The organism is Pseudomonas sp. B111, assembly GCF_026428275.1.
GTDB lineage: Bacteria > Pseudomonadota > Gammaproteobacteria > Pseudomonadales > Pseudomonadaceae > Pseudomonas > Pseudomonas aeruginosa.
On sequence record NZ_CP097857.1, the window covers coordinates 5,189,306 to 5,203,439 of the forward strand.

Below are 14,134 nucleotides of genomic sequence, written 5' to 3' on the forward strand. Positions count from 1 at the left end.
GCGGGGCGGAAGGCGCGTCATGTCACTCGGCGAAGGCGAAGCCGTGCCGGGCCTTGGTTTCCCTGATCGCCCCGAGCACCGCCAACAGGCAGTCGTCGCGGTAGCGCTCAAGCTCAGCGATGCTGCGCGCACCCTGCTGCTCGGCGGTGCCCTCCACCACCCGGTCGATCAGGGCCTCGGTGAGTTCCGGCGCCGGCAGGTAGGTCCAGGGCAATTGCAGCGCCGGGCCGAACTGCGCCATGAAGTGGCGCATGCCGGCGTTGCCACCGGCCAGGGTGTAGGTCAGGAAGGTGCCCATGAACGACCAGCGCAGGCCGGCGCCGAAGCGGATCGCATCGTCGATCTCGCCGGTCGTGGCCACGCCGTCGTTGACCAGGTGCAGCGCCTCGCGCCAGAGCGCCTCGAGCAAGCGGTCGGCGATGAAGCCGGGCACTTCCTTGCGTACGTGCAGCGGACGCATGCCCAGCGACTCGTAGACTCGCATCGCCGCCCGCACGGCCTCGGCAGCGGTGCGTTCGCCGCCGACCACCTCCACCAGCGGCAGCAGGTAGACCGGGTTGAAGGGGTGGCCGACCAGGCAGCGCTCGGGGTGGCTCGCCTCGGCGTAGAACTCGCTGGGCAGCAGGCCCGAGGTGGACGAACCGATCAGCACGTCGGGCCGCGCCGCGGCGCTGATCCTGGCGTGCAGGTCGAGCTTCAGGTCGAGCCGCTCGGGGGCGCTCTCCTGGATGAAATCGGCGTCGCCTACGCATTCCTCGATGCTCGCGACGAAACGCAGGCGCTCCTGCGCCGCGCCGGGCGCCAGGCCCTGTTTCCGCAAGGCCGGCCAGGCATTGGCGACGCGCGCGCGCAACGCCGCTTCGGCGCCCGGCGCCGGATCCCAGGCGACGACGTCGAGGCCGTGGGCCAGGGCGCGGGCGATCCAGCCGCTGCCGATGACGCCGCTACCGAGGGCGGCGAAGGTCTTGATCTCGGTGACGAAGGACATGGACATCTCCAGAGGTTGTTCCCGCCCCCGACGGGGCGGGGAGGAAGAAATCAGCGCGGCTTCAGGTTCATCCTGCGGCGCCCTTCCGCCGGGCTCAGGGCGCGCCCGCCGAGGCGCTCGATGATCTCGATGGCGCGCTCCACCAGGCTGCCGTTGCTCGCCGGCACGCCCTTGTCCAGCCAGATGTTGTCCTCCAGGCCGACCCGCACGTTGCCGCCCAGCAACATGGCCTGGGCGACCATCGGCATCTGCGTGCGGCCGATGCCGAAGCCGGCCCAGGTCGCCCCCGGCGGCAGGTTGTCGGCCATCGCCTTCATGGTCGTGGTATCGGCCGGCGCGCCCCAGGGAATGCCCAGGCAGATCTGGAACAGCGGATCCTCCAGCAGCCCTTCCTGGAGCATCTGCTTGGCGAACCAGAGGTGGCCGGTATCGAAGATTTCCAGCTCGGCCTTGACCCCCAGCTCGGTGATGCGCCGGGCGCCGGCGCGCAGTTGCGCAGGGGTGGAGACGTAGATGTAGTCGCCGTCGCCGAAATTGAGGGTGCCGCAGTCCAGGGTGCAGATTTCCGGCAGCAGCTCCTCGACATGCCTGAGCCGCTCCAGCGGGCCGACCAGGTCGGTGCCGGCACCGAACTCCAGGGGCTGCTCGCCCTTGCCGATCTCCAGGTCGCCGCCCATGCCGGCGGTGAGGTTGATGATCACGTCGGTGTCGCTTTCGCGGATACGCTCGACCACTTCGCGGTACAGCGCCACGTCGCGGCTGGGCTTGCCGGTGGCGGGGTCGCGGACATGGCAGTGGGCGACGGTGGCGCCGGCCCTGGCCGCCTCGATGGCGGCCTCGGCAATCTGTTTCGGGGTGACCGGGATCGCCGGATGCCGGCCGACGGTATCGCCGGCGCCGGTCACCGCGCAGGTGACGATGACTTCATGGTTCACGGTGGTAGCTTCCTGTATTCGGGGGTGTACGAAGCCCCGCCCGGCCGCGCCGGGCGGAACGGATAGGTGCGGGTTACTTCAGCGAGGCCTGGAGCGCGGCCAGGCCGTCCTTGCCGTCGAAGGTGCTCACGCCATCCAGCCAGGCCTTCAGCGGCTCGGGGTTGGCCTTCAGCCACTGGCGCGCGGCGTCGAGGGGCTGGGTACGATCGAGGATCGGCGCCATCACCTGGCTGACCTGGGCGCTGCTGAAACGCAGGTTGTGCAGCAGCCGGGCGACGTTGCCGCACTGCGCCTGGTAGCCGGCGGCGGTCATGGTGGAGACGGTGGCCGCGCCCTCGTCGGGACCGAACACATCCTCGCTGCCGGTGAGGTAGGTCATGTCAATCTGCAGGTTCATCGGATGCGGCTTCCAGCCGAAGAACACCACCCACTGCTTGCGCTTGATCGCCCGCTTCACCGCCGTGAGCATCCCGGCCTCGCTGGACTCCACCAGCTGGAAGCCCTTCAGGCCGAAACGGTTGTCGTCGATCATCTTCCGGGTGATGCGGTTCGAGCCGCTGCCCGGCTCGATGGCGTAGATGCGGCCGCCAAGCTTGTTCTTGAAGCGGGCGATGTCGGCGAAGGTCTTCAGCCCGCCCTCGGCGACGTAGCTCGGCACCGCATAGGTGGACTGCGCGTCGGCCAGGGTCGGCGGCTCGATCACTTCGATCCGGCCTTTGTCCAGGTAAGGCCTGGCGACCGGCTGCATGGTCGGTTGCCAGTAGCCGAGGAACAGGTCCAGCTGCTTGTCGGCCAGGCCGGCCAGGACGATCTGTTGCGAGGCGCTGGTCTGCTTCACCTGGTAGCCCAGGCCGTCGAGCAAGGCTTCGGCCACGGCACTGCTGGCGACCACGTCGGTCCAGTTCACCGTGCCCAGGCGCACCGTGCGGCACTGCTCGGGTTCGGCGGCCAGGGCGGCGCCACTGGCCAGGATCAGCAGGGCGCAGCCCAGCTGGCGAATCGTCGTCTTCATCGGTCTCCCCTCGTGCGGCTATTGATTGTTTTTCTGCGAGGTGGGCGCCGGCCCCTTGCGAGACCGACCCTGGCGACCAAGGTACGCAGCCGGGACGGCGGCGAAGCGCACTGCGGCGACCAGCTCTTGCACTGCAGCGACCTGGCCATTGCCAAGCGCGGCGGGCCTGCGCTACACACAGGCTGCGCAACCTCAACCCCGGAGCGCCCCATGTCCCAGGACTTCTGGTTTCTCCTGCTGCCCGGCTTCTCGGTAATGGGCTTCGTTTCCGCCGTGGAGCCACTGCGCGTGGCCAACCGCTTCCACGCCGACCTCTACCGCTGGCACGTGCTCAGCGCCGACGGCGGTCCGGTGCTGGCCAGCAATGGCATGTCGGTGAACAGCGACGGCGCGCTGGAGCCGTTGAAGAAAGGCGACCTGCTGTTCGTGGTGGCCGGCTTCGAGCCGCTGCGGGCGGTCACCCCGGCACTGGTGCAGTGGCTGCGCAAGCTCGACCGCAACGGCGTGACCCTCGGTGGCATCGATACCGGCAGCGTGGTGCTGGCCGAGGCCGGTCTGCTCGACGGGCGCCGCGCGACCCTGCACTGGGAAGCCATCGACGCCTTCCAGGAGTCCTACCCGCAACTGAGCGTGACCCAGGAGCTGTTCGAGATCGACGGACCGCGCATCACCTCGGCCGGCGGCACCGCCTCCATCGACCTGATGCTCGACCTGATCGCCCAGGCCCACGGTCCGCAACTGGCGGTGCAGGTTTCCGAGCAGTTCGTGCTCGGCCGCATCCGCCCGCGCCAGGACCACCAGCGCCTGCAGGTGGCGACCCGCTATGGCGTGAGCAACCGCAAGCTGGTGCAGGTGATCGGCGAGATGGAGCGGCATACCGAGCCGCCACTGACCACCCTGGAGCTGGCCGAGCGCATCCAGGTCACCCGCCGCCAGCTGGAACGGCTGTTCCGCGTGCACCTGGACGACACGCCCTCGAACTTCTATCTCGGCCTGCGCCTGGACAAGGCCCGCCAGTTGCTGCGCCAGACCGACCTCAGCGTGCTACAGGTGAGCCTGGCCTGCGGCTTCGAGTCGCCGTCGTACTTCTCCCGCAGCTACCGCGCGCGCTTCGCCGCCAGTCCCAGCCAGGACCGCGCGGTGCTGCCGCTCAAGGCTCCCGCAGCCACGCCGCCAGGCGCGCCAGCAGGGCGTCGCACGCCTCGAGCTGAGCGAGGCTGACGAACTCGTCCGGCTTGTGGCCCTGGTCCATGCTGCCGGGACCGCAGATCACCGCCGGGATACCGGCCTGGTGGAACAGCCCGCCCTCGGTGCCGAAGGCCACGGTGGAGAAATCCGTCGAACCGCTGAGCAGGCCGATCAGCTCCGCCGCCTGGCTGTCGTCTGCGGTGAGCAGGCCGGGATAGGCCGATAGCGGCGTGAAGCGGATATCGGTACTTCGCTCTACCGCACGCATCCGCGGCAGCAGTTCGCTTTCGGCATAGTCACGGAGTTCCTCGGCGACCTGCCGCGGGTCGTCCGCCGGCAGCGCGCGGACCTCGAAGTCGAAGCGGCACTCGGCGGGCACGATGTTCAGCGCCCGGCCGCCCTGGATCAGTCCGGTCTGCACCGTCGAGTAGGGCGGGTCGAAACGCCGGTCGTGGCGCTCCGGCGCCGCCAGGCGCGCGCCGATCTCGCCGAGGCGGCCGATCAGCCGCGCGGCGTATTCGATGGCATTCACCCCCTGCGGCGCGTAGGCCGAATGGCAGGCCGCGCCGTGCACCTCGCAGCGCATGGCCAGCTTGCCCTTGTGGCCGAGCACCGGCTTCAGCTCGGTGGGCTCGCCGATGATGCACAGCAACGGCTTGTGCGGACGCCGCTCCAGCGCCGCGAGCAGCGAACGGACGCCCAGGCAGCCGACCTCCTCGTCGTAGGAGAACGCCAGGTGCACCGGCAGGCGCAACGGCGCGGCGAGGAACGCCGGGACGGCCGCCAGCACGCAGGCCAGGTAGCCCTTCATGTCCGCCGTGCCACGCCCGTAGAGGCGACCATCGCGCTCGCTGAGCCGGAACGGCGGCACGCTCCAGGCCTGGCCGTCCGCCGGCACCACGTCGGTATGCCCGGAAAGGCAGACGCCGCCACGGTCGCTGGGGCCGATGGTGGCGTAGAGATTGGCCTTGCGGCCGTCGGCGTCGAAGAACAGTTCGCTGTCGACGCCGAAACCCGCCAGGTAGTCGCGGACGTAGTCGATCAGCGCCAGGTTGGACTCGCGGCTGACGGTGTCGAAGGCCACCAGGTCGGCGAGGATGTCGCGGCTGCCGGGCATGTCGGGCTCCAGGGCGCAGGTCTCGCGCTGCGCCGTCGAGGAAGGGAACGACCCGCTCACTCGTCGCCGGGCACGCCGTAGCTCGGCGCACGGGTCGGGTCGAGGGCGCGGGTCACATAGTCCTGCATCTGCGGCTTGTAGGCGAGCCACAGTCGCTCGAGCTGGCCGATGGGGTCGTGCTCGGCCCAGTCGACGCGCAGGTCGACCACCGGCCAGAGCAGGTCGCCGACCACCGACAGCGCCGCCGAATGCACCGGCCCGGCTTCGCCGCCAGCGGCCAGCGCGGCACCCATCGCCGCCAGCAGGCGCTCGGCGAGCAGGCCTTCGGCGTTCTCGAAGGCATCCACCATCGCCTCGATCACTTCCGGCGCGGCCAGCAGGTTGCCGGCCGCCACGCATTGTTCGCCGGCCCGCGCATGGTGGACGCCGAGCGCCTCGCGGCCGGTGAACAACGCGGTGCGGCCGTGCTGGTCGATCACCGTGACCTGGCGATACTGGCCATAGCCGTTGCTGCTCAGCGCCTGGTCCAGCGCTTCGCCAGGGGCCAGGCCCTGGTCGAGGCGGTCGAGGATCTGCGGGCCGAGCGCCGGCAGGGTGATGTTCTGCGTAGCCACCGCGCCGGTGCCGGCGCGCAGCCAGGGACAACGGGCGCCGACGGCGATGCTCGACGAGCTGATGGCGATGCCCAGCTGGCCGGTTTCGGCGCAGCGGCCGACGATGGAAAAGGTCATGGCGCGCGCCTCCTCATTGCTGCCAGTCGTCGGGAATCACCGCGATCACGTCGATCTCCATCAGCCACTGCGGCTGGCCGAGGGCCGAGACCACCAGTCCGGTGGAGATCGGGAACACCCCTTTGAGCCACTTGCCGACTTCGCGATAGACCGGCTCGCGGTAGCGCGGATCGATCAGGTAGGTAGTGGTCTTGACGATGTGCGAGAGGTCGCTGCCGGCTTCCTCCAGCAGTTGCTTGACGTTCTTCATCGCCTGCTCGGCCTGGGCGCGCGGATCGCCGAGGCCGACCAGGTTGCCGTCGAAGTCGGTGCCGACCTGGCCGCGCACGTACACCGTGTTGCCGGCGCGCACGGCCTGGCAGAGATCGTTGTCCAGGGACTGGTTGGGGTAGGTGTCCTTGGTGTTGAACATGCGAATGCGGGTATGGGTAGGCATCAGCTGACTTCCTGGAGGCTGGTTTGCGGAGCTTGCGAGGCGCGGTCCTGTTCCTGGCGCTGGGCGGCGTCGCGGTATGCGAGGTACTTGCGCTGGATGGCGATGTGGTCGGCGACATGGCGCGCGTCGTGCCAGACGCCCCAGATGAACGAGGAGCCGCGCCGCGATAGCCAGGGCAGGCCGATGAAGTACACGCCGGGTTCGCTGGACACGCCACGCTGGTGGCGCGGCTTGCCGTCGCGGTCGAAGGCATCGACCTGCAGCCAGCCGAAGTCGACGGCATAGCCGGTGGCCCAGATGATGCTGCCCACCCCGGCCTCGGCCAGGTCCAGTTCGAGGATCGGATCGGTCACGCACTGCGGGTCCGGCAGCCGGCGGCGCGCCTCGGGCTCTTCCGGCAGGTCGAGGCCGTTGCGGGCGACATAGGCGTCGGCGGCGTCGAGCAACGCCAGGTAGTTCTCGTCGCCGCGCGCCAGGTTCTCCGCCAGGTCCGGCCGGAAGGTCGCGACGCCGTCGACGAAGGATTCGGTCAGTCCGACCAGGGTCACGCCCTGATGCGCCAGGGCGCGGAAGTCCACGGTATGTCCGCCGCGGGCACCGCTCACGGCGATGGTCACATGCTCGCGCCCGGGCTTGGCGACTTCCGCATCCCATTCGCCGAGCACGCCCAGCCACCAGCAGAAGTCGCGGTTGCGGTAGGAACGCGGCGGACGGTCATGGGCGCCCACCGAGAGGTAGACCTGGCGCCCGGCACGTTGCAGCTCGTCGGCGATCTGTACCCCCGACGAACCGGCGCCGACCACCAGTACCGCACCTTCGGGCAGCTGCTGCGGGTTGTAGTAGTGGGCCGAGTGGATCTGCCGGATACGCTCGTCGCGCGGCGCGATCGGCGGGATCACCGGACGCTGGAACGGGCCAGTGGCGGCGACCACGCGGTTGGCCTCGATGGTCCCTGCGGAGGTTTCCACGGTGAAGCCGGGGCGGCCGACATTGCGCACCACCTTCCTCACCTCGACGCCGGTACGGATCGGCGCGTCGAATTTCTTCGCGTAGGCCTCGAAATAGGCCGCCACCTGGTCCTTGCCGGGGAAACCGTCGGGATCGATGTCGAATTCCATTCCTGGGAAGCGGTCGTGCCAGGCCGGGCCGTTGGCCACCAGCGAGTCCCAGCGTCCGCTGCGCCAGGCCTCGGCGATGCGGTTGCGCTCCAGGACCAGGTGCGGCACGCCGAGCCGGCTCAGGTGCTCGCTCATCGCCACGCCGGCCTGGCCGGCGCCGACGACGAGGGTGTCGGTCTTTTCCACGGTCCCGTCCGTGCGCGAGGGCAAGGCGGTGCGATTCAGGTCGGTCATGGCTCGGTTCCTCGGACTCTGGTCGTTCTTGTTCTGCGGTTGCGTGATGGCCGCATTCTGTTCAGAGCCGGGGAATAGCGAAATTATGATTTTTGTAGTCGCTGGCTAGGGAAAAGCTGCACGCCCGCGCGGTCGGCGGGCGGCAGAGGCGTCGCTCAGGACCTGCCGACGATCTGGCGAGCTGGAGAAACCGGGCGAAAACAGCCGGGGAAGCGGAGTCTCCGAACGGCAACCGAGTTTTCCGAAGCCGTTTCCAACGCGGTTTTGCCGACGTACAGAGTCCGCGAAGGTTTTCAGAGGATCGGCGAGACCAGCCGCGCCACGCGCATCCCCAGTTGCTGCAGGCGGCGCACGCTGCGGCGGTCTTCCGGAGTGAATTCGAGCGACTCGGCGAAGTCCGCCTCGAGCATCGCCTCCACCTCGCCGGCGAAGCCCTCGTCGACGGTCACCACCATCACCTCGAAATTCAGCCGGAACGAACGGTTGTCCAGGTTGGCGCTGCCGACGGCGGCGGTGTCGCGGTCCACCAGCACCACCTTCTGGTGGAGGAAGCCGGGCTGGTAGCGGAACACCTTGACCCCGGCACGGCTCGCTTCCAGCGCGTAGAGGCTGGACGCGGCATACACCGTGCGGTGGTCCGGGCGCGAGGGGATCAGCAGGCGCACGTCGACGCCGCGCAGCACCGCCAGGCGCAGGGCGGCCATCACCGCTTCGTCGGGAACGAAATACGGCGAGGTGATCCAGACCCGCTCGTGGGCGGCGTTGATCATCTCGACGAAGAACAGCGAGCAGGTTTCCTGGGCATCCGCCGGGCCGCTGGCGACCACCTGGCAGAGCGCGCCCTCGCTGTCGTACTGCGGCGGCAGGATCAGCGGCGGCAGGCTGTGGGTCGCCCAGTACCAGTCCTCGGCGAAGCTTTCCTGCAGGCACGCCACCGCCGGCCCGCGCAGTTCCATGTGGGTGTCGCGCCAGGGCGCCAGCGGCGGCTTCTCGCCGAGGTACTCGACGCCGACGTTATGCCCGCCGACGAAACCGCACTCGCCATCCACCACCACGACCTTGCGGTGGTTGCGGAAATTCACCTGGAAGCGGTTGAGCATGCCGCTGCCGGTGCTGAAGCCGTGCACCTGCACGCCGCCCTGGCGCAGCCGCTCGACATAGCGGTGCGGCAGCGCGTGGCTGCCGATGGCGTCATAGAGGAAGAACACCTCGACGCCGTTGGCCGCGCGTTCCAGCAGCAGTTGCTGGAGGCGCTGGCCGAGGGCGTCGTCGCGGACGATGAAGAACTGCACCAGGATCACCTGGCGGGCGGCGGAAATCGCCTTGAACATCGCTTCGAAGCTGGCCTCGCCGTTGACCAGCAGGCGCACCCGGTTGTTCGCCAGGGTCGGCGTGCGGGTCATCCGCACCAGCGCCTTGAGCCCCTTGTAGCCGCTGACCTGGCGGGCCGCCAGGGCCTCCTCGACCCAGGGACGCCAGTCCAGCTCGGCGGCCGCCAGGTGCATCTCGCGGTTGGCCTGACGCCGCGCCTCGATGTAGGCGTCGAAACGGCTGCGACCGAACACCAGGTACGGCAGCAGGGTCAGGTACGGCATGAATACCAGCGAGGTGGCCCAGGCGATCGCGCCCTGGGCGGTGCGCACGGTGAGCACGGCATGGATGGCGGCGACGAAGCCGAGTACCTGGATACCGACCAGCAGCAGGCCGAGGTAGGTGGTGGAGGTCATTGCGCGAGGTCGATCCTTGTCCACTCCGGTGGCGGCCATCATAGCCCTCTCCGGGGTAGGTCTGGCCAGCCTGGCAAACAGCCAGGGGGCGAGGCGGGATTGGCAGGATCCGTGGGATCTACGTCATTCGGCCGCGCTCGCCCTGCCCTACGCTGTTCCCATCGAAAACCACCGCAGACCGAGGAGCCCGCCATGAGCGACGTCCGTCCCCCGCTTCCCCCCTTCACCGCCGAAACCGCCGCGCAGAAGGTCCGCGCCGCCGAGGACGGCTGGAACAGCCGCGACCCGCAGCGCGTCTCGCTGGCCTACAGTCCCGACAGCGTCTGGCGCAATCGCTCGACCTTCGTCCGCGGCCGCGAGCGGATCGTCGAATTCCTCAGCGGCAAGTGGCAGCGCGAGCAGGAGTACCGGCTCATCAAGGAACTCTGGGCGTTTACCGGCAACCGCATCGCCGTGCGCTTCGCCTATGAATGGCACGACGACTCGGGCAACTGGTTCCGCTCCTACGGCAACGAGAACTGGGCGTTCGACGAGCAGGGTTTGATGTACGAACGTCACGCCAGCATCAACGACCTGCCGATCCGCGAGGACCAGCGGCTGTTCCGCTGGCCGCTGGGGCGCCGGCCGGACGACCATCCGTCGCTCGGCGAACTCGGCCTCTGAACCCGCGCCGGCAGGGCGCGCGCACTCCCCGTTGGCGGCCCCGGGCGGCCAGCGCCTGTTCCATCCGCGACATTGCCCTCCGTCGTTGCGGTCGCACGCTTGACGCTTTCGGCACGACCCTGGTCGTTTTCGGGCCGGGTCGCGCCGGGCCCCGACGATATGCTGCCCCCAAAGCGTCGGCACAAGTCCCGGCGCGCCCAGCCTGAAAGGGGTATGCCAGATGAGCCCAGCCGAATTGCACGCCGACAGCATCGTCATCGACGGTCTGATCATCGCCAAGTGGAACCGCGAACTGTTCGAGGACATGCGCAAGGGCGGCCTGACCGCCGCCAATTGCACCGTATCGGTATGGGAAGGCTTCCAGGCGACGGTGAACAATATCGTCGCCAGCAACAAGCTGATCCGCGACAACAGCGACCTGGTGATCCCGGTGCGCAGCACCGCGGACATCCGCAAGGCTAAGGAGCAGGGCAAGACCGGCATCCTCTACGGCTTCCAGAATGCCCACGCATTCGAGGACCAGATCGGCTACGTCGAGGTGTTCAAGCAGCTCGGCGTGGGCATCGTGCAGATGTGCTACAACACCCAGAACCTGGTCGGCACCGGCTGCTACGAGCGTGACGGCGGGCTCTCCGGCTTCGGTCGGGAGATCGTCGCGGAGATGAACCGGGTCGGCATCATGTGCGACCTCTCCCACGTCGGCAGCAAGACCTCCGAAGAGGTCATCCTCGAATCGAAGAAACCGGTCTGCTACTCCCACTGCCTGCCGTCCGGCCTCAAGGAACACCCGCGCAACAAGTCCGACGAGGAGCTGAAGTTCATCGCCGACCATGGCGGCTTCGTCGGCGTGACCATGTTCGCGCCGTTCCTCAAGAAAGGCATCGACTCGACCATCGACGACTACGCCGAGGCCATCGAGTACGTGATGAACATCGTCGGCGAGGACGCCATCGGCATCGGCACCGATTTCACCCAGGGCCACGGCCACGACTTCTTCGAGTGGCTGACCCACGACAAGGGCTACGCCCGGCGCCTGACCAACTTCGGCAAGATCGTCAACCCGCTGGGCATCCGCACCGTCGGCGAATTCCCCAACCTCACCGAGACCCTGCTCGAGCGCGGCATGCCCGAGCGCGTGGTGCGCAAGGTGATGGGCGAGAACTGGGTAAGGGTCCTGCGCGACGTCTGGGGCGAGTAACTCCCGGCCCACTCCCGACTCGTCGCCTCTTCCTCAAGGGAGGGGCATTGCATCGCACCCATCTTCCCTCTCCCCGCCTCTCTCCCTGAAGGGAGAGAGGGAGTCAAAAGAATCGGAGCTTACACCATGGCCAAACATGCCCCCCAACTGCCCATCGAGGTCGACAGCGAGACCGGCGTCTGGACCACCGACGCCCTGCCGATGCTCTACGTGCCGCGACATTTCTTCGTCAACAACCACATGGGCATCGAGGAAGTGCTGGGCGCCGACGCCTACGCCGAGATCCTCTACAAGGCCGGCTACAAGTCCGCCTGGCACTGGTGCGAGAAGGAAGCCGAATGTCACGGCCTGGAGGGCGTGGCGGTGTTCGAGCACTACATGAAGCGCCTGTCCCAGCGCGGCTGGGGCCTGTTCGAGATCGAGCGGATCAACCTCGAGGAAGGCACCGCCGAGGTCCGCCTGCGGCACTCCGCCTTCGTCTACGTCTACGGCAAGGTCAATCGCAAGGTCGACTACATGTTCACCGGCTGGTTCGCCGGCGCCATGGACCAGATCCTCGCCGCCCGCGGCAGCAGCCTGCGCACCGTGGCCGAACAGGTCTACAGCGGCGCCGAGGACGGTCACGAAGACGGCCTGTTCGTCGTCAAACCCCTGTAAGCCGAGGAAAGGGTCATGGCCTTCGAAGCAATGTTCCAGCCGATCCAGATCGGCAAGCTGACCATCCGCAACCGCGTGCTCTCCACCGCCCACGCCGAGGTCTACGCCACCGACGGCGGGATGACCACCGAGCGCTACGTGAAGTACTACGAGGAAAAGGCCAAGGGCGGCATCGGCCTGGCCATCTGTGGCGGCTCCTCGGTGGTCGCCATCGACAGCCCGCAGCAGTGGTGGAGTTCGGTGAACCTGTCCACCGACCGGATCATCCCGCACTTCCAGAACCTGGCGGACGCCATGCACAAGCACGGCGCCAAGATCATGATCCAGATTACCCACATGGGGCGCCGTTCGCGCTGGGACGGCTACCACTGGCCGACCCTGATGTCGCCGTCGGGTATCCGCGAGCCGGTGCACCGCGCCACCTGCAAGACCATCGAGGTGGAGGAGATCTGGCGGGTCATCGGCAACTACGCGCAGGCCGCCCGCCGCGCCAAGGAAGGCGGCCTGGATGGCGTCGAGCTGTCCGCCGTGCACCAGCACATGATCGACCAGTTCTGGAGCCCGCGGGTCAACAAGCGCACCGACGAATGGGGCGGCAGCTTCGAGGGGCGCATGAAGTTCGGCCTCGAGGTGCTCAAGGCGGTGCGCGCCGAGGTCGGCGAGGACTTCTGCGTCGGCATGCGCATCTGCGGCGACGAGTTCCACCCGGACGGCCTGTCCCACGAGGACATGAAGCAGATCGCCAAGTACTACAGCGATACCGGCATGCTCGACTTCATCGGCGTGGTCGGCTCCGGCTGCGATACCCACAACACCCTGGCCAACGTCATCCCCAACATGACCTTCCCGCCGGAGCCGTTCCTGCACCTGGCGGCCGGCATCAAGGAAGTGGTCGACGTGCCGGTGCTGCACGCGCAGAACATCAAGGACCCGAACCAGGCTACGCGGATCCTCGAAGGCGGCTACGTGGACATGGTCGGCATGACTCGCGCGCACATCGCCGACCCGCACCTGATCGCCAAGATCAAGATGGGCCAGGTCGACCAGATCAAGCAGTGCGTCGGCGCCAACTACTGCATCGACCGCCAGTACCAGGGCCTGGACGTGCTGTGCATCCAGAACGCCGCGACCTCCCGCGAATACATGGGCGTGCCGCACATCATCGAGAAGTCCGCCGGACCGAAGCGCAAGGTGGTGGTGGTCGGCGGCGGGCCGGCCGGGATGGAAGCTGCCCGCGTGGCGGCCGAGCGCGGCCACGACGTGACCCTGTTCGAGAAGAAGGAGCAGCTCGGCGGCCAGATCACCACCGCCGCCAAGGCGCCGCAACGCGACCAGATCGCCGGCATCACCCGTTGGTACCAACTGGAGCTGGCGCGCCTGGGCATCGACCTGCGCCTGGGCACCGCGGCCGACCCCGAGACCATCCTCGACCTGCGCCCGGACGTGGTGGTGCTGGCCAACGGCGGACATCCGTTCCTCGAGCAGAACGAACACTGGGGCGCCGCCGACGGCCTCGTGGTGAGCAGCTGGGACGTGCTCGACGGCACGGTCGAGCCAGGCAAGAACGTGCTGGTCTACGACACCATCTGCGAGTTCAGCGGCATGTCGGTGGCGGACTTCCTCGCCGACAAGGGCGCCCAGGTGGAGATCGTCACCGACGACATCAAGCCGGGCGTGGCCATCGGCGGCACCACCTTCCCCACCTACTACCGCAGCATGTATCCCAAGGAAGTGATCATGACCGGCGACCTCATGCTGGAGAAGGTCTACCGCGAGGGCGACAAGCTGGTGGCGGTGCTGGAGAACGAATACACCGGCGCGCGGGAAGAGCGGGTGGTCGACCAGGTGGTGGTGGAAAACGGCGTGCGCCCCGACGAGAGCCTCTACTACGCGCTCAAGCAGGGCTCGCGGAACAAGGGCCAGATCGACGTCGAGGCGCTGTTCGCGATCCAGCCGCAGCCCTGCCTCAGCCAGCCCGGAGAAGGCTACCTGCTGTTCCGCATCGGCGACTGCGTGGCCCAGCGCAACACCCATGCGGCGATCTATGACGCGCTGCGCTTGTGCAAGGATTTCTAAGACACGCCTCGTGGCATCCGACCGGCACGGCCGCCCCCCCTCTCCCGCAAGCGG

General features: G+C 68.1%; 13 protein-coding genes. 5 read left to right on the plus strand and 8 right to left on the minus strand.

The features are described from left to right. Positions 1-22: 22 nt before the first annotated feature. The 3 genes from M6E97_RS24025 to M6E97_RS24035 form a co-directional block, all read right to left on the minus strand. Positions 23-988 carry an L-carnitine dehydrogenase gene (locus M6E97_RS24025; RefSeq protein ID WP_003096713.1) on the minus strand — a complete coding sequence of 322 codons (966 nt, stop codon included), beginning with the start codon at positions 986-988 and terminating at the stop codon, positions 23-25. Positions 989-1,038: 50 nt separating this feature from the next. Next, positions 1,039-1,923, minus strand: a complete 885-nt coding sequence (locus tag M6E97_RS24030; RefSeq protein ID WP_021263182.1) for a 3-keto-5-aminohexanoate cleavage protein — start codon at positions 1,921-1,923, stop codon at positions 1,039-1,041. Between the two features lie 73 nt (positions 1,924-1,996). Further along, positions 1,997-2,935, minus strand: a complete 939-nt coding sequence (locus tag M6E97_RS24035) for a choline ABC transporter substrate-binding protein (RefSeq protein WP_033938217.1) — start codon at positions 2,933-2,935, stop codon at positions 1,997-1,999. A gap of 210 nt (positions 2,936-3,145) precedes the next feature. Between M6E97_RS24035 and cdhR the strand changes: the two genes are divergently transcribed. After that, positions 3,146-4,156, plus strand: coding sequence for an HTH-type transcriptional regulator CdhR (cdhR, locus tag M6E97_RS24040; protein WP_003096721.1), 1,011 nt, complete (start codon positions 3,146-3,148; stop codon positions 4,154-4,156). Here cdhR and argE read toward each other — a convergent pair. The 5 genes from argE to cls form a co-directional block, all read right to left on the minus strand. Then, positions 4,086-5,240, minus strand: coding sequence for an acetylornithine deacetylase (argE, locus tag M6E97_RS24045; RefSeq protein WP_003121330.1), 1,155 nt, complete (start codon positions 5,238-5,240; stop codon positions 4,086-4,088). The genes cdhR and argE overlap by 71 nt on opposite strands. Before the next feature lie 56 nt (positions 5,241-5,296). Further along, on the minus strand, positions 5,297-5,971 hold the full coding sequence (locus tag M6E97_RS24050) for a DUF1028 domain-containing protein (protein WP_003096726.1): 675 nt from the start codon (positions 5,969-5,971) through the stop codon (positions 5,297-5,299). A gap of 13 nt (positions 5,972-5,984) precedes the next feature. Then, the gene (locus M6E97_RS24055; protein WP_003096732.1) at positions 5,985-6,407 is read right to left on the minus strand and encodes a RidA family protein; all 423 of its coding nucleotides are present in this window, start codon (positions 6,405-6,407) and stop codon (positions 5,985-5,987) included. Continuing rightward, on the minus strand, positions 6,407-7,759 hold the full coding sequence (locus M6E97_RS24060) for a flavin-containing monooxygenase (protein ID WP_009315998.1): 1,353 nt from the start codon (positions 7,757-7,759) through the stop codon (positions 6,407-6,409). Before M6E97_RS24060 ends, M6E97_RS24055 begins: the two co-directional genes overlap by 1 nt. Positions 7,760-8,052: 293 nt before the next feature. Then, positions 8,053-9,525, minus strand: a complete 1,473-nt coding sequence (cls, locus tag M6E97_RS24065) for a cardiolipin synthase (RefSeq protein WP_079381477.1) — start codon at positions 9,523-9,525, stop codon at positions 8,053-8,055. A 153-nt stretch (positions 9,526-9,678) separates the two neighbouring features. Between cls and M6E97_RS24070 the strand changes: the two genes are divergently transcribed. The 4 genes from M6E97_RS24070 (at position 9,679) to dgcA (ending at position 14,080) form a co-directional block, all read left to right on the plus strand. After that, entirely contained in the window at positions 9,679-10,149 is a 471-nt protein-coding gene (locus M6E97_RS24070) for a DUF1348 family protein (RefSeq protein ID WP_003096740.1), read from the plus strand. 220 nt (positions 10,150-10,369) lie between these two features. Next, positions 10,370-11,347: a dipeptidase gene (locus tag M6E97_RS24075; protein WP_003106042.1), complete on the plus strand. Its 978-nt coding sequence runs from the start codon at positions 10,370-10,372 to the stop codon at positions 11,345-11,347. A gap of 126 nt (positions 11,348-11,473) precedes the next feature. Then, positions 11,474-12,004, plus strand: coding sequence for a DUF5943 domain-containing protein (locus M6E97_RS24080; protein WP_003107282.1), 531 nt, complete (start codon positions 11,474-11,476; stop codon positions 12,002-12,004). Positions 12,005-12,019: 15 nt separating this feature from the next. Continuing rightward, the gene (gene dgcA, locus M6E97_RS24085) at positions 12,020-14,080 is read left to right on the plus strand and encodes a dimethylglycine demethylation protein DgcA (protein WP_003096745.1); all 2,061 of its coding nucleotides are present in this window, start codon (positions 12,020-12,022) and stop codon (positions 14,078-14,080) included. Positions 14,081-14,134: the final 54 nt, after the last annotated feature.